This window comes from Steroidobacter cummioxidans, assembly GCF_003104955.1.
The window spans coordinates 1-17,787 of sequence record NZ_LSRW01000055.1 but is presented as its reverse complement, the minus strand read 5'-3'; the positions used below and the strand labels follow the sequence as shown (position 1 = coordinate 17,787).

At 62.0% G+C, this 17,787-nt stretch carries 17 protein-coding genes; 13 read left to right on the top strand and 4 right to left on the bottom strand.

The annotated features are described in order from the left end of the window. The 10 genes from D0550_RS23660 (at position 1) to hemE (ending at position 10,027) form a co-directional block, all read left to right on the top strand. Positions 1–612 carry a PilN domain-containing protein gene (locus tag D0550_RS23660; protein ID WP_116811664.1) on the top strand — a complete coding sequence of 204 codons (612 nt, stop codon included), beginning with the start codon at positions 1–3 and terminating at the stop codon, positions 610–612. Next, the gene (locus D0550_RS23655; protein WP_206606495.1) at positions 609–1,280 is read left to right on the top strand and encodes a type IV pilus inner membrane component PilO; all 672 of its coding nucleotides are present in this window, start codon (positions 609–611) and stop codon (positions 1,278–1,280) included. The genes D0550_RS23660 and D0550_RS23655 overlap by 4 nt, the downstream gene beginning before the upstream one ends. A 37-nt stretch (positions 1,281–1,317) precedes the next feature. Further along, a complete protein-coding gene (locus D0550_RS23650) occupies positions 1,318–1,839 on the top strand; it encodes a pilus assembly protein PilP (RefSeq protein ID WP_116811663.1) in 522 nt (173 codons plus the stop codon). A 20-nt stretch (positions 1,840–1,859) separates the two neighbouring features. After that, on the top strand, positions 1,860–4,055 hold the full coding sequence (locus tag D0550_RS23645; protein WP_206606494.1) for a type IV pilus secretin PilQ: 2,196 nt from the start codon (positions 1,860–1,862) through the stop codon (positions 4,053–4,055). Between the two features lie 75 nt (positions 4,056–4,130). Beyond that, positions 4,131–4,679 (top strand): shikimate kinase AroK, encoded by a 549-nt coding sequence (gene aroK / locus D0550_RS36485; RefSeq protein ID WP_116811661.1) that lies wholly within the window; start codon positions 4,131–4,133, stop codon positions 4,677–4,679. Beyond that, positions 4,676–5,776 carry a 3-dehydroquinate synthase gene (aroB, locus tag D0550_RS23635; RefSeq protein ID WP_116811660.1) on the top strand — a complete coding sequence of 367 codons (1,101 nt, stop codon included), beginning with the start codon at positions 4,676–4,678 and terminating at the stop codon, positions 5,774–5,776. The genes aroK and aroB overlap by 4 nt, the downstream gene beginning before the upstream one ends. Further along, positions 5,773–6,936 (top strand): deoxyguanosinetriphosphate triphosphohydrolase, encoded by a 1,164-nt coding sequence (locus tag D0550_RS23630; RefSeq protein ID WP_116811659.1) that lies wholly within the window; start codon positions 5,773–5,775, stop codon positions 6,934–6,936. The genes aroB and D0550_RS23630 overlap by 4 nt, the downstream gene beginning before the upstream one ends. Positions 6,937–7,130: 194 nt before the next feature. Then, complete coding sequence (locus tag D0550_RS23625) at positions 7,131–8,681, top strand: anti-phage dCTP deaminase (RefSeq protein WP_161966004.1); 1,551 nt, start codon at positions 7,131–7,133, stop codon at positions 8,679–8,681. Further along, positions 8,678–8,866, top strand: coding sequence for a hypothetical protein (locus tag D0550_RS23620; protein ID WP_116811657.1), 189 nt, complete (start codon positions 8,678–8,680; stop codon positions 8,864–8,866). Before D0550_RS23625 ends, D0550_RS23620 begins: the two co-directional genes overlap by 4 nt. Positions 8,867–8,941: 75 nt before the next feature. Then, positions 8,942–10,027, top strand: a complete 1,086-nt coding sequence (gene hemE, locus D0550_RS23615; RefSeq protein ID WP_116811656.1) for a uroporphyrinogen decarboxylase — start codon at positions 8,942–8,944, stop codon at positions 10,025–10,027. A 54-nt stretch (positions 10,028–10,081) separates the two neighbouring features. Here hemE and D0550_RS23610 read toward each other — a convergent pair whose 3' ends face one another. Continuing rightward, positions 10,082–11,788, bottom strand: coding sequence for an AMP-binding protein (locus tag D0550_RS23610; protein ID WP_275129277.1), 1,707 nt, complete (start codon positions 11,786–11,788; stop codon positions 10,082–10,084). After that, on the bottom strand, positions 11,785–12,543 hold the full coding sequence (locus D0550_RS23605; RefSeq protein WP_116811654.1) for an arylesterase: 759 nt from the start codon (positions 12,541–12,543) through the stop codon (positions 11,785–11,787). The genes D0550_RS23610 and D0550_RS23605 overlap by 4 nt, the downstream gene beginning before the upstream one ends. Between D0550_RS23605 and D0550_RS23600 the strand changes: the two genes are divergently transcribed. Both D0550_RS23600 and D0550_RS23595 read left to right on the top strand, forming a co-directional pair. Next, a complete protein-coding gene (locus tag D0550_RS23600; RefSeq protein ID WP_116811653.1) occupies positions 12,542–13,219 on the top strand; it encodes an ABC transporter ATP-binding protein in 678 nt (225 codons plus the stop codon). The two genes, D0550_RS23605 and D0550_RS23600, sit on opposite strands and share 2 nt — an antisense overlap. Continuing rightward, positions 13,216–15,705 (top strand): ABC transporter permease, encoded by a 2,490-nt coding sequence (locus tag D0550_RS23595; protein WP_161966003.1) that lies wholly within the window; start codon positions 13,216–13,218, stop codon positions 15,703–15,705. The genes D0550_RS23600 and D0550_RS23595 overlap by 4 nt, the downstream gene beginning before the upstream one ends. Here D0550_RS23595 and D0550_RS23590 read toward each other — a convergent pair whose 3' ends face one another. Both D0550_RS23590 and D0550_RS23585 read right to left on the bottom strand, forming a co-directional pair. After that, positions 15,706–16,485, bottom strand: coding sequence for a hypothetical protein (locus D0550_RS23590; RefSeq protein WP_153067301.1), 780 nt, complete (start codon positions 16,483–16,485; stop codon positions 15,706–15,708). A gap of 117 nt (positions 16,486–16,602) precedes the next feature. Then, positions 16,603–17,232 (bottom strand): SRPBCC family protein, encoded by a 630-nt coding sequence (locus D0550_RS23585; protein ID WP_161966002.1) that lies wholly within the window; start codon positions 17,230–17,232, stop codon positions 16,603–16,605. A gap of 105 nt (positions 17,233–17,337) precedes the next feature. Between D0550_RS23585 and D0550_RS23580 the strand changes: the two genes are divergently transcribed. Beyond that, positions 17,338–17,694: a type VI secretion system-associated FHA domain protein gene (locus D0550_RS23580; RefSeq protein WP_116811704.1), complete on the top strand. Its 357-nt coding sequence runs from the start codon at positions 17,338–17,340 to the stop codon at positions 17,692–17,694. Positions 17,695–17,787 lie beyond the last annotated feature (93 nt).

Sequence of the window (17,787 nt, the reverse complement as noted above, 5' to 3'; positions counted from 1 at the left end):
ATGCCAAGAATCAACCTATTGCCCTGGCGGGAAGCGGAGCGCAAACGCAAACGTCAGGAATTCGGCGTCGGCGCGGTCGGCGCGCTGGCCGCCGCCGCCATGGTGTTCTTCGTCGTCAACTGGCAGATGCAGTCGGCGATCGACGACCAGATGGCGCGCAACACGTATTTGAACAACCAGATCAAAGAGCTCGACAAGCAGATTGCCGAGATCCTGGATCTGGAAGAGCAGAAGAAACGCTTGCAGGCGCGCATCAGCGTGATCGAGCAGCTCGAGCTGAGCCGGCCGGAAATCGTGCACGTGTTCGATCAGCTGGTACGCACCACGCCCGACGGCATCTATCTCACCTCAGTGAAACAGACCGACCGTAAGATCGAGTTGAAAGGCATCGCGCAGTCGAGCACACGCGTGGCCTCCTACATGCGCAATATCGACAGCTCCGAGTGGCTGAAGGATCCGGCGCTGCAGATTCTGGAGACCAAGGGCGCGAGCGACGCCGGTTCGCAGTTCACGCTGAACGCGACCCAGGAGAATCCACAGGTTGCCGCCGCCGCGGAGAATGCGTCTGCGGCCAAAGCGAAGCCGGCACGTCGTGCGGGAGATGCGTCGTGAGCACATTCGTCGAACAGCTACGCGACCTCGATCCCAACGACCCGAGTCGTTGGCCGCTGCCGTTCCGTCTCGGTGCGATCTTGTTGATTTTCGTGGTCGCCGCCGGACTGATGGCGTATTTCCTGGCGTGGAAGGACAAGAAGCCGGAGCTCGATGCGGCGCGCGCGCAGGAAACGCAATTGCTGGGCACGTTGGAAACCAAGGCGCGCAAGGCTGCGAATCTGGACGCGTATAAGGCGCAGCTCGCCGAAATGGAGCGCTCCTTCGGCGCGATGTTGCGCAAGCTGCCCGACAAGACCGAAGTGCCCAACCTGCTGACCGATATTTCACAGCAGGGCGCGGGCGCCGGCCTGGATCAGAAGTTGTTTCAGCCGGAGGCGCAGATCAACAAGGACTTCTATGCCGAGTTGCCGATCAAGATGCGCTTGACGGGCAGCTTCCATGCGATCGGCGCGTTCGTGAGCGGCATCGCAGGTTTGCCGCGTATCGTCACGCTGCACGACGTGGAGATCGTGCCGGCGGGTAAGGACGGAGGCAACGACCAGCTGCAGTTGAACGTCACCGCGAAGACTTATCGTTACCTGGACGACGAGGAACAGGCTGCCCAGGAACCCAAGATGCCGAAGGGTGGCAGACCGAACGGGGCTCGCCCGCCCAACGCAACGTAATGCGGCGCCCTTGGAACAGCGGCAAGAGCAGTCACTTATGACGGTAAACAACAAGCATCTTCGAACTCTCGCGACCGGCGCGCTCGCCCTGGTGTGGCTGAGCGGCTGCTCCACGGACATGGACAAGCTGCAGGCGCAGGTTGCCGAGATCAAGAGTCGACCTGGCGAGCGCATCGATCCGCTGCCGCAGATCAGGGCCTACGAGGGCTTCACGTACAACGCATCGAGCATGCGCTCGCCATTCGTGCCGAGCGCACCGACGCGCAGTGATGTGGCCAACGCCGTGCGTCCGGACAGCAAGCGCACACGCGAATTCCTCGAGCAGTTCCCGCTCGACACCATGACCATGGTCGGCACGCTGCAGCTGCAGGGCAAGAACTTCGCTCTGGTCCAGGGCAAGGATGGCTTGGTGCATCGGGTGCTGCCCGGTGCCTTCATGGGTCAGAACGACGGCCGCGTGGTCAGCATCACGCCCACGCGTATTTCCATCATCGAGATCGTCCCGGACGGCCTCGGCGGCTACATCGAGCGGCCAGCGGCGCTGGCGCTGAACAAATGATTCTCAGGGAGAAACACAGAATGTTGTTCTCAAGCGTGCCACGGTCTGCCGCACGACTGGTCCTGACCCTGGCGGCACTGGCCGGGTTCGGCCAGGCTGCATGGGCGCAGTCCACCAATCGGCTGGAAAGCATCCAGGCGCAGGCCAGCGGAAACAAGGTGGAGCTCACCCTCCGTCTGGCCGACGCCGCGCCCACACCGCTGACTTTCACAGTCGACAATCCGGCGCGCATCGCGCTCGATCTGCCCGCCACCTCGGTCGCGATGACCTCGCGTCGCGTCGATGTGAAACAAGGTGTGCTCGACACCGTCAACGTCGCCGAAGCGAATGGCCGCACCCGAGTGGTGCTCAACGTCGACTCGCTGGTGCCTTACGAAACCCGAGTTCAAGGCAACACCATCGTGGTGTCGCTCGCCGGCGCCGGCACCGGCCGCTCGCTGCAGACGAGCGCCCAGCCAGGTGGCCTCGCCGCCGCGACTCAGCGTCCCGCCGCTGCCTCGGTGTCCGGCGTTCGCAGCGTCAACAACATCGATTTCCGCCGCGGTGGCGACGGCTCGGCCCGCGTCATCGTCGAGCTGACCGACGCCAAAGTGCCGGCAGATCTGCGCCAGGAAGGCGGCAAGATCGTCGTGAACTTCGCCAAGACCGCGATTCCCGAAAACCTGCTGCAGCGTCTGGATGTGGTGGACTTCGCCACGCCGGTGAGCAGCGTCGATGCCCTGCGCGTCGGCGACGGCGCCCGTCTCGTGATCTCCGCGTCCGGCGATTACGAGCAACTCGCTTATCAATCCGACAACATCTACACGATCGAAGTGAAGCCGGTCGTGAAGCTGCCGCCCGAGCTGCGCGATAAGAAGGAATATGTCGGCGAGCGTCTGACCCTGAACTTCCAGGACATCGAAACCCGCGCCGTGTTGCAGCTGTTGGCCGATACGAGCGGCCAGAACATGGTGATCAGCGATTCCGTCGCCGGCAACGTCACGCTGCGTCTGCAGAGCGTGCCTTGGGATCAGGCGCTGGACGTGGTGATGCGTACCAAGGGCCTCGACTCCCGTCAGGAAGGCAACGTCATCTTCATCGCGCCGGCGAGTGAAATTGCCGCCCGCGAAAAGGAACTGCTGACCGCGCGTAAGGAAGCTCAGGAACTCTCGCCGCTGCGTACCGAGTACCTGCAGGTGAACTACGCCAAGGCCGCCGATCTCGCCACACTGATCAAGTCGGGTGCCGGCTCACTGATCTCCGAGCGCGGCAGTGTCGCGATCGACGAGCGCACCAACACCCTGCTGCTGCAGGACACGTCCGAGCGCCTGGCGGACATTCGCCGCCTGGTGTCGACGCTCGATATCCCGGTCAAGCAGGTGATGATCGAAGCGCGCATCGTGATCGTGAGCGACGATTACAGCCGCGACCTGGGCGTGCGCTTCGGTGCGAACGTCGCCTTCACGCAGGGCGGCAGCGACGGCCTCGGCCTGCTGGGCGGCCCGCTGAACACTGAAAACCAGATCGGCATCAGTCCGTACCCGGCGGTTGCAGGTCAGAACGGCAATGCCATCGGCACGCCGACCAATGGCGACTCCGGTCAGCTGGGTGGCTTTGGCCTGCCTGAAAACGCGATCGATCGTTATCTGGTGAACCTGCCGGCCGCCAACCCGGCTGGCCGCCTCGCACTGGCTCTGATCGACTCCGACTACCTGGTCGACCTCGAGCTGTCGGCGGCGCAGGCCGAAGGCCGCGGCGAGATCATCTCCTCGCCCCGACTGATCACGGCCAACCAGCGCGAAGCCACCATCGAGCAGGGCGTGGAAATTCCCTACCAGGAATCGTCGTCCAGCGGTGCCACGACCACTCAGTTCAAGAAGGCAGTGCTGAGCCTGAAGGTGACGCCGCAGATCACTCCGGACAACCGCGTGATCCTCGACCTCACCGTGTCCAAGGACAGCGTCGGTCAGCTGGTCGCCAGCGCCACCGGCGGCTTCGTGCCCAGCATCGACACCCGCGAGATCGTGACTCAGGTGCTGGTCAACGACGGCCAGACCGTGGTGCTCGGCGGCATCCTGGAAACCGAGCGTCGCGACGCCGAGCGCAAGGTGCCGTACCTGGGCGACATCCCGGTGGTCGGCCGCCTGTTCAAGCAGACCACGACCACGGACAACAAGGACGAGCTGCTGATCTTCGTGACCCCGCGCATCCTGCGCGAAGGTTCCAGCCTTTATTAAAGGCAAGGTCGGGCAATACTGGCAACGGCTGAGGCCGCCTTCGGGCGGCCTCTTTCGTTTATAGTCCCGCCTTGCATGACCTCCGAACCGACCAAGCCCGCGCGCGGCAATAACGTCTTCCTGATCGGCCCGATGGGCTCGGGCAAGACTGCCGTGGGCAAGCAGCTTGCGCGTCTGCTGCATCTTCATTTCTACGACAGCGACGCGGAAATCGAGCACCGGACCGGTGTCGACATTCCCTATATTTTCGAGAAGGAAGGCGAAACCGGCTTTCGAGAGCGCGAGCGCGAAGTGATCGACTCGCTGACTCAGTTGCAGGATGTGATCGTCGCCACAGGCGGTGGCGCCGTCCTGTCGCCGCAGAACCGCGACCATCTGGCGACCCGTGGCCGTGTGGTGTATCTGCAGACCAGCGTCGATCAGCAACTGGAGCGCACGCGTCATGGCCGTCAGCGTCCGTTGCTGTACACCGAGAATCCCGAGCGCAAGCTGCGCGAGCTGATGACCATTCGCGCGCCGCTGTACGAATCCATCGCCGCCATCATCATATGTACCGATGGCCGGCAAGTACGTGCGGTCGCCGACGAGGTCGTGCAGCGTTTGCAGGAGCTGACCCCATCATGAGCCATCAACCGCACGAACGAGTCGACATTGCGCTGGGCGAGCGCAGCTATCCCATTCTGATCGGACCGCACCTGCTGGCCGACGATGAGTTGCTGAGCGAGCACATCGCCGCGCGCAATCTGCTCATCGTCACCAATGAGACCATCGCGCCGCTGTATTTGCGGCCACTGGAACTGGCGCTGAAAGATCGGCGCACGGCTTCGGTCGTCCTGCCGGATGGCGAGCAATACAAGACGCTCGAGACCCTGTCGCGAATCTTCGATGGCCTGGTGCATGAACGGATGAATCGCGATGCGGCCGTGATCGCCCTCGGCGGTGGCGTCGTGGGTGACATGGCGGGCTTCGCCGCTGCTTGTTACCAACGCGGCATCGATTACATCCAGGTGCCGACGACGTTGCTCGCCCAGGTGGATTCGTCCGTGGGCGGCAAAACCGCGGTCAATCATCCGAGCGCGAAGAACATGATCGGCGCGTTCCATCAGCCGCGCTGTGTGATTGCGGACACCGCCACGCTACACACGCTGCCGGAGCGCGAGTTTGCCGCGGGGATCGCGGAGATCGTGAAGTACGGCTTGATCTACGACCCGGCGTTCTTCGCGTGGCTCGAAGAGCACGCCGAGGCCTTGTTGCAGCGGGTCGATACTGCCGTCATTCACGCGGTGCGCCGCTCTTGTGAGATCAAAGCCGAAGTCGTTGGCATCGACGAGCGCGAGCACGGCTTGCGCGCCATTCTGAATCTCGGTCACACGTTCGGTCATGCCATCGAGACCGCTTCGGGATACGGCAACTGGCTGCACGGTGAAGCAGTCGCGGCGGGCATGGTGATGGCAGCGGATTTGTCCGAACGGCTGGGCTGGTTGCCCGCTACCGACAAACAGCGCGCGATCGCTCTGCTGAAGCGCTTCAAGTTACCCGTCGAGCCGCCGCGCATCGGCGCCGAGCGAGCGCGCGAGCTGATGGGGCTCGACAAGAAAGTACTCGACGGCAAGTTGCGCCTGGTCTTGTTACGCAGCCTGGGCAAGGCGGATGTCGTCAGTGACTACTCAGGCGAAGCGTTCGCCGCCACGATGCGAACGCATTTCGATACCACCGCATGAACGCCGCGCCCTCGCCGCTCGCACCGTACGCTTCCTGCGACACCCGCTCGAAGGGTCGTCAGCATCCGGAGGAGGCGCCGCGCTACCGTAGTGAGTATCAGCGAGATCGCGATCGCATCGTGCACTCCACGGCGTTTCGGCGCCTCGTCTATAAGACCCAGGTCTTCGTCAATCACGAAGGCGATCTGTTTCGCACTCGACTGACTCACTCCATCGAGGTCGCGCAGATCGCTCGCACTATCGCGCGGGCCCTGCGACTCAACGAAACCCTGTGCGAAGCCATTTGTCTCGCACACGATCTGGGGCACACACCGTTCGGTCACGCGGGGCAGGATGCGCTCAATGCCTGCATGCGCAATTACGGCGGCTTCGAGCACAACCTGCAGTCGCTGCGCGTGGTCGATGAGCTCGAGGAACATTACGCGGCATTCGCGGGCCTGAATCTCACCTTCGAAACGCGTGAAGGTATTCTCAAACACTGCTCGTTGAACAATGCGCGCAAGCTTGGCGAGCTGGGTGAGCGTTTCATCCGCCGCCGCCAGCCGACGCTCGAAGCGCAGCTCGCCAATCTGGCCGATGAGATTGCGTACAACAATCACGATCTGGACGATGGCCTGCGCGCCGGGCTCATCACCGTCGATGAGCTGAAACAAGTGCCGCTGTTCCGGCGGCAATATGACGTCGTCATGGCGGCGTATCCGGCCTTGAACGGGCGGCGGCTCGTGCATGAAGTCATCCGCCGCATGATTGCGTACGTCGTCACCGATTTGATCGAGAACACCGCTACCCAATTACGCGCGTCAGCGCCTGCCGATGTCGAAGCGGTGCGGGCCGCGCCGGGTGCGCTAGTGAAATTCAGCGCGTCCGTGCTGGCGGAACATCTGGAGCTCAAGCGATATCTGCTCGATCACCTCTATCGCCACTATCGCGTCCTGCGCATGACCAACAAGGCCGACGCGGTTATCAGCAGCCTATTCCAAACCTTCTTCGCTCGCCCCGAATTGCTGCCCACGGAACATCAGCAAATCGCCACGCAGATGGAAGCGCAATCCGGCGAGCCCGGCCGCGCACGCGCCGTCGCCGACTACATCGCCGGCATGACCGACCGCTACGCCATCGTCGAGCACGAGCGCATCTTCGATCCTTCCAAGCGCAGCTGAGCTTCTCGCCTTCATTACTTCACCGGTGCGCGTCGGTGCTACCGCGCGTTGCGCGCGCATGCGGGGCGCGCACCATGCCGCGCGATTTGCGCGGCATCTACAGGAATTTTTCACATCAGCGTAGGGGTGAACTGCTCGTCGAGCACGATCAACTAGGGAAAGTTAGCAGATGCACTAGCCTTGCCATATCGCCCATGGATCAGTTATCAGCTCTCTCAGGCCCCGAGTTAGTGTTCGGCCTCGTCGGGGCCGTGGGCTCCGATCTCAAAGCAGTGACGCGCACGCTCACTTCGGAGCTGGAGCGCGTGCGCTACAGGGTTGAAGAAATACACGTCAGCTCGCTTCTCCATCAACTCGACCTCTATGCACACTTGGAGAACGGAGTATTTGCGTCCGAATACGAGCGGATTCGAGAGCATATGAAGGCTGGAACGGATCTGCGCCATAGGACGGCGGCTGGCGAGATTATGGCGCTGCTTGCCATATCTGCAATTCGTCAGCGGCGAATTGCGCGGCGACCAAACCGATCCCGCGAAGACGCGGCAAGGCGTCCCTTGGAGCGGACCGCTTTCCTGATTCGATCCCTGAAACATCCGGACGAGATCAGGTCTCTTCGCTACGTCTACGGCAGAGCGTTCAACGTCATCTCGACCTACTCTCCTCGGCAGGACCGAGTTGAAGAACTAGCCTCGGCCATCGCAGAGTCTTGCGGTGATCCGTATGCGGGCCGATTTCGAGCATCGGCAGAAGAGCTCATCCAGATCGACGAGCAAGAAGAAACCAAGTTCGGACAGAGTGTTCGCGATTCGTTTCCGTGTGGCGACTTTTTCGTTGACGCGCGCTCACACGAGCGACTGCAGGCGAGTTTGGCTCGCTATGTTCGCCTGCTGTTTGGCCACCCTTTCGAAACTCCCACACGAGATGAGTTCGCGATGTTTCACGCATACGCGGCTGCATTGCGATCCGCCGATCTGGGGCGGCAGGTTGGCGTGTCCATTACCAACAGTGACGGAAGCATCCTCGCGGTGGGCTGCAACGATGTTCCAAAGGTTGGCGGGGGACTGTACTGGAATGAAGAAAGTCCAGATCACAGGGATTTCATGAAGGGCTTCGACAGTACCACCAGGTACAAGCGCTTGCTGCTCACAACGGCGCTTACCCGGCTTCGCGATGCTGGATGGAGGCCGCCGGAGAACTCCCGCGGCGACGCCGAATCATTGATTGAAGCTGGCACACTCAACGGCACTCAGATTCAGAACTTGCTGGAGTTCGGCCGTTCGGTGCATGCCGAGATGTCGGCTCTCTCTGAAGCGGCTCATCGAGGAATTGCAGTCGAGAGCGCCAGCATGTACAGCACGACGTTTCCCTGTCATTTATGCGCAAGGCACATTATTTCTGCGGGAATCCGTCGCGTGGTGTATATCGAACCGTATCCGAAGAGCCTTGCGCGTGAATTATACGATGACATGATCGATGTCGATCCGCGCGCCACACGATCGGATCGCGTTACGTTTGAACCATTCGTTGGTATTGCACCAAGCATTTATACGGAGATGTTTCGCGCGCCTGAGCGAAAGGACCGCAACGGAAATGCCGTGACGTGGATCGACGGTACAGCCGAGCCCCGTCTGAAGCGCTTCGTGCCGTCTTACATGTTGATCGAGGATAAGGTGCTTGGTAAGGTCTTGCCCGCCACACTCCGGCGCGGCGGTGTTTCGCCTATGTCTCAGGAGTCCTCAGAATGAGCAACTCACCGAAGCGTTTTGAGCTCGCCGAGCAGATTGAATTGGCCCGTCAGGGAATTGACCGCTGGCCCGGATGGCTCAAGGATGCGGCTGGTGTCGATGAAACCGAGCAGCCCGAATCAACCTCGACGCGAGAAGCTGCGAGCACCCCCAGCAAGATCGCCATCCCAGATCCTCTCGATTGAGTGCACGGGCACCGCGTGCCGGCGGTGTCTTTCGTCAGGCCAGCGGGTCGAACAAGTGCTAAATTACCACTCACCATGAGCGGTAATCCCAGACCCAATTTGACCAACGACCTCCTCCTCCGCGCGCTGCTGAAGCAGCCGGTCGAGCGCACTCCTGTGTGGATGATGCGTCAGGCCGGGCGCTACCTGCCGGAGTACCGCGCGACGCGAGCGCGTGCAGGGAGTTTTCTGAAACTGTGCATGACGCCGGAACTGGCGTGCGAAGTGACGCTGCAGCCGCTGGATCGCTATCCGCTCGACGCGGCGATTTTGTTTTCCGACATCCTGACGATTCCCCATGCGCTCGGCCTGGGGCTGCAGTTCGAGACCGGAGAAGGCCCGCGAATCGAGCGTCCGGTGCGCTCCAAGGCGGACGTGGACAAGCTGGGCGTTCCGGATCCGCAGGTCGAGCTGCGCTACGTTATGGATGCAGTCAGCTTGATTCGAAAGGAGTTGAACGGTCGCGTGCCGCTGATCGGTTTTGCGGGCAGCCCGTGGACCGTGGGCACGTACATCGTCGAGGGTGGCAGCTCGCGAGAGTTCTCGCGCATCAAGACGATGATGTACAACGAGCCTGCGACGCTGCGGGCCTTGCTACAGCTGCTCGCTGATTCCACGCGAGCGTATCTCAACGCGCAGATCGCCGCGGGTGCGCAGGCCATCATGATTTTCGATACCTGGGGCGGCGTGCTCACGCCAGCGCAGTATCGAGAGTTCTCGCTGCATTACATGCAGAGCATCCTCGATGGCTTGACGCGCGAGGCGGATGGCCGACGTGTGCCGGTGATCTTGTTTACGAAAGGAGCCGGCGACCAACTGGCCGTGATGGCACAAACCGGCTGCGACGCACTGGGCGTGGACTGGACGACTGACCTCGCCGACGCGCGCCGCATAGTGAACGATCGCGTGGCGTTGCAGGGAAATCTCGATCCCAACTGCCTGTACGCAGCGCCCGAGAAGATTCGTGAGGAAGTAGCGCGCGTGCTTGCGAGTTACGGCCACGGCCACGGCCACGTGTTCAACCTGGGCCATGGCATTCATCCGGCGGTGCCGCCCGAGCACGCCGGCGCGATGATCGCCGCCGTGCACGAGCTGAGCCCGCAATATCACTTGCAGAAGTGACTAATGACTGGTGACTGATGAATAGTCAGAGGGCGCGCTTGCCGCGCCCTGTCGTTACTTCTTCTTCAATTCGTCGCGTAACGCGCGACGCAGGATCTTGCCGACGTTGGTCTTCGGCAGCTCATTCCTGAAATGCACATGCCGGGGCACTTTGTACCCGGTGAGTTGCTGACGCGAGAAGTCGATCAGCGCCTGCTCGGTGAGCGACGCGTCCTTCTTCACGACGAACAGTGCGACCACCTCGCCCGAGTGCTCATCGGGCTGCGCGACCGCGGCGACTTCGAGCACGCCGGGATGCGCGGCCGCGACGCTCTCGATTTCGTTCGGATAGACGTTGAAGCCGGACACCAGGATCATGTCTTTCTTGCGGTCCTCGATGAACACGTACCCCTTGGCGTCGAGCCGGCCGATGTCGCCGGTGCGCAGCCAGTCGCCCATCATGACTTTCGCCGTCTCGTCCGGGCGATTCCAGTAGCCGCGCATCACCTGCGGCCCGCGAATGCAGATCTCGCCGACCTGATCGATGCCGAGATCGTTGCCATCGTCATCGCGGATGCTGATCTCGGTCGAAGGAATCGGCAGGCCGATCGAGTTGTTGAAATCCTCGCCGAACGGATTGATACAGGCCGCCGGCGACGTCTCCGTCAAACCCCACGCCTGCGTCAGCACGTTGCCAGTGACTTTCTTCCAGTGCTCTGCGACCGAGCGTTGTACGGCCATGCCGCCACCCAACGTGATCCGTAGCGCGCTGAAATCAACCTCGGAAAAGCCCGGCGTATTCAGCAGCGCATTGAACAGCGTGTTCACGCCGCTGATGTAAGTGAAGCGGAATTTCTTCAGCTCGGCGACGAACGCCGGGAAGTCGCGTGGATTGACGATGAGCACGTTGTGCGCGCCCAGCTTCACGAATACCACCCAATTCCCGGTGAGCGCGAAGATGTGATACAGCGGCAAGGCAGTGATGATCGTGTCCTGGCCGACGCGCGCTGCTGTGCCGATCCATGATTCCGCCTGCAAGACGTTCGCGACGATATTCCGATGCGTCAGCATCGCGCCCTTGGCGACGCCAGTCGTGCCTCCCGTGTATTGCAGGAACGCGATGTCATCGTGAGTCGTTGGCACCGGCTTGAAGATCTCGTACCGCCCCCGCTGCAGCGCCTTGTTGAACGGCACGGCGTTCGGCAGGGTGTAGCTGGGCACCTGCTTGCGCACATAGCGCAGTACCAGATTGGCCAGCACCGACTTCGGAAAATGCAGCTGGTCGCCGACACCCGTGATGATTACGTGCTCGAGCTGCGTCTTGGCGATCACGTGTTCGAGCGTGTGCGCGAAATTCTCCAGGATGACGATCGCTTTCGCGCCGGAATCCGTGAGCTGATGCTCCAGCTCGCGTGCGGTGTACATTGGATTGGTGTTGACGACCGTCAGGCCGGCGCGCAACGCGCCGTACAGCGCGATCGGGTACTGCAGGACGTTCGGCATCATCAGCGCGATGCGGTCGCCCTTCTTCAGCTGCAAGATGTTCTGCAGGTACGCGGCGAAATCGCGTGACAGCCGGTCGTAATCCGCGAACGTGATGGTGCGCCCCATGCTGGTAAACGCCGGCTTCTCGGCGAAGCGGGCGCAGGCGCCATCGATGAGTTCGACCGCCGACGCATACTGATCCGGATTGATCCGTTCCGGCACGCCTTCCGGGTAGCTCTTCAGCCAGGGCTGGGTGGACTCGGCGGTCATCGGCGCCCCCTGCGCAATTGCGTTCATTTCTTCAGTACCTTGCTCAGTGCCGGCCACAGATTGTCCAGCAGTTTGGGTTGTGCCGTCGCGTTCGGATGGATGCCGTCGGCTTGCATCAGGCTGTCATCGAGCGCTACGCCGTCCAGAAAGAAATCTACCAGCGGCACGTCGTATTTTTTCGCCAGCTCACCATACAGTGCGTGGAACGAATTGGCATATTCGGCACCGTAATTCGGCGGCATGCGCATGCCCACCAGCACCACCTTGGCCTGCGCCGCCTGGCTGGTCTCGATCAAGTATTCGAAATTGCCACGCACCTGTTTCAGAGGCAGGCCACGTAGACCATCGTTGCCGCCGAGCTCGATGACGACCACTGCGGGCTGGTGCAGCTCCAGAGCGCGAGGCAGCCGGCTACGCGCACCGCCGGTCGTTTCACCGCTGATACTGGCATTGACTACGCGGTACCCGTAACCTTGCTTGGCCAGGCGCTGTTCCAGCAAGGCCACCCAGGTGGCATCCACTTTGACGCCATAGCCGGCGCTCAGGCTGTCGCCGAGCACCAGGATGGTGTGGGTTGCCGCGGCGGCGTGAACCAAACCAGGCAGCGTCAGTCCCAGCCCCAGCAGGCTGAACACTGCCAGGCTGAAACCAATCGTGACAGTCCTGCGTAAGTTTCCGCTAAGTTTGCGATGGCAGACTGCCGCGGCACGCGCTACACGTTCGAACACTGGTAGCGCTCGCGATTCCGACGTGCACAACGATCCAGATTCAGATCCCGACATGAGCATTGCGCAACCGGTCCTCAGAGCGGAAAAAATCAGCAAGCAGGTTAGCAGTCCGGAGGGAACGCTGACCATCCTCGCAGCCGTCGATCTGAGCATTCAGGCCGGCGAGACCGTCGCCATCATCGGCGCCTCGGGCGCGGGCAAGTCCACGTTGCTGGCGTTGCTCGCGGGATTGGATGAACCGACCAACGGACAGATCTGGCTGAACGGCGCGGAGCTCACTGCATTGGATGAAGATGGCCGCGCCGCAGTACGCGCCCAGCACGTGGGCTTCGTGTTCCAGAGCTTCCACCTCGTGCCCTCGCTCACCGCGATCGAAAACGTGATGTTGCCGCTGGAGCTGGCTGGAAAATCCGGAGCGCGCGAAGCCGCGGCGGAAGTGCTGGCGAAGGTCGGTTTGACGCCGCGACGTGAGCACTATCCACGTCAACTCTCGGGCGGCGAGCAACAGCGTGTAGCGATTGCACGTGCATTCGTGACCAGGCCGGCGCTGCTGTTCGCGGACGAGCCGACGGGCAATCTCGATTCGGCCACGGGCGAGCGCATCATCGAATTGTTGTTCGAGCTGAATCGCGCCACGCAGACCACACTGGTCGTGGTCACTCACGACAATGCAATTGCGCAACGATGCGGTCGCACGATTCGCATCGACGCCGGCAGGGTCGCTGCATGAGAGCGCTGAGACTCGCGATTCTCGCACTGGCGCGCGATGGCAAGTCGGGCGAGTTGCGAGTGTTGCTGCTGGCATTGCTGGTCGCCGTGTCGGCGCTGACTGCCGTCGGATTCTTCACGAGCCGAGTGAGCCTTGCGGTCGATCAGCAGGCGGGCGAAGTATTGGCCGCGGATCTGCGGCTGCAAGCGCGCTCGGCGCTGCGGCCCGAGTATTTTCAAATGGCCCAGCAGGCCGGCCTGAAGACGGCGGAGCTGTCGAACTTTCCGAGCGTCGTATTCAAGGGCGAAGACAGCGCGCTGACAGCGATCCGAGCCGTCTCTCCCGAATATCCATTGCGAGGTCGTGTCAAAGTCGCGGACGTGCCGTTCGGCCCGGCCCATGAAGTCGACACGATGCCGGGCCCCGGCGAAGCCTGGCTCGAAGCGCGCTTGTTTGCGCAGCTTGGCGCCAATGTGGGTGACAAGATCCGGGTCGGATCGAGCGAGCTCACAGCCACCAAGGTGCTCGACTATCGCCCCGATCAGGGCTCGCAATTCGTCGACCTCGCGCCGACCTTGCTGATGCGTCTCGCAGACGTCGAGGCCACTGGACTGGCGCAGGAAGGCAGTCGCATCTCGCACTTCGCATTGTTCGCCGGCGCGCCGCAGGTCATTGCGGCGTTCAAGGAACGGCTGACGCAGATCAAGCAGCCCGGTGAGCGCATCGTCGATCTGGCCGATGCCAGTCCGCAGATTCGTTCCGCCATCGATCGTGCGGGCCGATTCCTCAATCTCGCTGCGCTGGTGACCATCCTGCTGGCCGCAATTGCCGTGGCGATTTCAGCCAGACGCTATGTTGCTCGACATCTCGACACCGTCGCGTTGATGAAGAGCATGGGCGCGCCACAGCGACTCGTGCTGTCCATCAGTGTGCTCGAGTTGTTGATGATCGGCTTGATCGCCGGCCTCGTCGGCGCGGTCATTGGCTATGCGGCGCAGGAAGGCATCGCCTATCTGTTGAAGGATCTGGTGCGCAATGAGCTGCCGCGTCCCTCGCTGAGTGCCGGCGGCTTGGGCATCGTCACGTCGGTGCTGATACTGATCGGCTTTGCGCTGCCGCCCTTGTTACAGCTGCGCTTCGTGCCGCCGGCGCGAGTGCTGCGGCGAAATCTCGAGCCACCACCGCTGCGCTATGTGACCGTCTACGGAATGGCACTCGCCGCGTTAATCGCATTGCTGGGCTGGTTGGTTCGCGACGCCCAGCTGTTGTTGTATGTATTCGGCGGGACGTTTGTGACGTTCGCAGTACTGATGCTTGCGGGCTGGTTCCTGGTGCGCGCCCTGAGCGGGCTGCGCGGCAGCGTCGGTGTGTCATGGCGTTACGGCATGGCGAACATCGCGCGACGGGGTCGCGACAGCGTGATTCAAATCGTCGCGTTCGGTTTGGGCCTGATGGTGCTGTTGTTGCTGGCGGTCGTGCGCAACGACCTCATGCAGGAGTGGCGCGCCAGCCTGCCGGAGAATGCACCCAATCATTTCATGATCAATATTCGTCCGGATCAGACCACGCAGGTCCGCGACTTTTTCGCTGAGCATGCGATCGCCCCGCCGCAGCTGGTGCCGATGATTCGCGCTCGCCTCGTCAAGATCGACGGCACCTCGGCGAGCGATCTGCAGATCAAGAGCGATCGCGGCCGGGATTTCCTGGATCGCGAAGCGAATCTCACCTGGGCCGAGACCATGCAGGACGACAACAAGCTGGTCGCCGGCGAATGGTGGCGTCCCAACGACGGGGGCGGGCCGCGCGTGTCGGTGGAGTTGGAAATGGCGAAAGCGTTGGGCCTGAAGCTCGGCGACGAGCTCACTTACGACGTCGCCGGCGAGTCCATCACGGCTCGGGTCACCAGTTTCCGTGAGGTGCAGTGGGATTCGTTCCGGCCGAACTTCTTCATGGTGTTCTCGCCCGGCACGCTGAACGACAGCACCGGCACGTACATCACGAGCGTGCATATTCCTCACGAGCAGCGCCCGGTGCTGATGGACTTCGTGCGCCAGTTCCCCGAAGTGACCGCCATCGATCTTGAAGCCATTCTTACTCAAGTCCGGGGCGTGATGGATAAGGCATCATTGGCCGTGCAGTACGTATTCGGATTCACGCTGCTTGCCGGCGTCACCGTGCTGCTCGCTGCGATTCAAGCGACTCGTGACGAGCGGCGTTACGAGAGCGCGATGTTGCGAACGTTGGGTGCGAGCCGTCGCGTTGTGTTGCAAGGCGTGGCAGCGGAGTTCACGACCTTGGGGCTGCTATCGGGCACGCTCGCGGCGATCGGTGCGACGGCGGCGGGATATTTCCTCGCGACCAGGGTCTTCAATCTCGACTACACGTTCGACATCACCGTGTGGGCGGTGGGGTTGGTCGCCGGGGCCGTGCTGGTTGGACTCAGTGGCACATTGGCGACGAGGTCGGTCGTGAATCATCCGCCCATCGCCACGTTGCGCGGTGGCTGATCACTGCAACCCGAGCATCAGCCAGCCGACCGGTTCGGTCTGGCCGCGCCAGTTGTAACCTTCGATCTTCACCAGATAGTCGCCTGGACCGAACGCCGATGAGTTCAGGCTGAGGCGCACCTCTTTGTTGGAGTCGCGCATGATGCGTTTGATCTGCATCACGCGCACGCCATCGGTCCTGTCGATGGTGATCTGGAACTGAGTGATCTTGCCTTCGGTCGCATCGATGCTGATGTCGAGCAGTTGCGCCGGGTCGAGCCAGCCGAGCGCGAAGGTCGGCCGTTCGGGCCTGGCTTTCACCATCTGCAGTTTGTATCGCTGCACAGTGCCTGGCGCTTGCATCTGTGTGCTGGTGAGCTGTTTGGTCGCGCCGTGCAGCTGTTCGGAAAGCGAGCGGACCTGCAAGCCGAAGATCACGGCTGCGGCCGCAGCGATCAACAATCCCAAACCGAGGGCCAGGACGAGCACGCGATTGATGGCGCCGCCGGCACTGCTCCGGCGCATCTCTTCCCGTGCTTCCTCGGGATCGAAGCCATCCTCGGTTTCTTCCAGCACTGCCCGGGTCGAGCTGGAGGGAATGGCATCGAACACGCCGGTCTCGCTGCCCTCGACCGGGCGGCGCGACAGGCGCGTTTTCAAACGCACCGGAATGGGGAGCGCCTGCAAAAAGGCCGGGTTGTCGAGGCAGAACTTCTCGAAGTCGCGCGCTTCGCGCACGGTCAGATCGCCAGACAGATAGCGATCTACGACATGTTCATTCTCGATGTACTTGCGATCCATCCGCGTCGGCCCGATTGCCATAACGCGGGGCAGGTTAACAAAAGGACGTAGGCGGAAATGTCGAGCCGGTCCGCAAAATCACTCGACGGTGAGATTCAGCACACACTTTAGTCAGTGTCAGGGCGTGGCTGACTGAGCGGCCTCCTCGGCCATGCACTTGGCGCACTTCGGCCAATAGGGTTTGGCGATGTGGTCCAGCGTCCAGCGGTTGCCGTCGGCGAAGAATTTGCGCATGGCCTGGGATTGCGGGGCGTCGGTATAGCCCAGCCCGACGATGCGCACCTGAGTCATGCCGTCCCCGGCGGGCGCCAAGTAAATGACCGTCCACGTGCCCGCAATGGCATCCGGATATTTGAAATCCGCCGGCGCCTGTTTGATGCGGGTTGCCAGCATGCGCTCCGGCTCGTACGCCAGGATTTCATTGACGATGGTGTGCGCATCGCCGAGCTGGCCCTTGGGGTCGTAGTGCGTGCGGATGGTGCCGCCGATCCTGAAGTCTACGTCCGCCGCCGCCACGCCAGTGCGTTTGTAACCTTCGGCGGTCGTGAAGATTCGCCACACCTCAGCCGGCGAGGCGTTGATAAATCCCTCGGTGACCTGCGGCTCGGCGGCCAGCGTGACTTGCGACCACCCCGCGGCCACACTCAAGAGCACCGCGCCCAGGACGCGTGCCCAGCCTTGTAACAAACCGGTGCAACGCGCCGAAACGCTTGTTTTAACAGGGAAGTGTGGGTTCTTACTCATCATTCTTGCAGACCTCTGGCCGATACTGCGATGCTTGGTCGGCTGGTGTAATGCCCGATATAAGTACCAATTATCGACTGGATATCCATCGACTGGCAGTGGCTTCGCATGATTCTCACCCTCGAAGTGACCGGCCCGCAGGCCCAGGCGACAGGCGCCGCCGGTCGCAAGGTCTTCAAGGCCATCGGCGGCACCATCGGGCGCCTGCCGGACAATGATTGGGTGTTCCCCGACCCGTATGTGTCGGGTCGGCATGCATTGATCCGCTACGTCAACGGCAAGTTCTTCATCGAAGACACCAGCACCAACGGCGTATTCATCAATTCGCCTGACAATCGGCTGACACGAGGGCAGCCGCAGCAGTTGCGCAACGGCGACTTGCTGTACATCGACGCGTATCAGATCAATGTTTCCATTCAGACGACGCCACCGAGGAGGCGCGCAACGATCCGTTCGCGGCATTGAAGAACGGGCCGAAGCTGGTGCCCCCGCCGCGCCGTGCGTCGGAAGACAGAACCGAGAGTCTGGCGGCTGTCTCTTATACACATCTGACGCTGC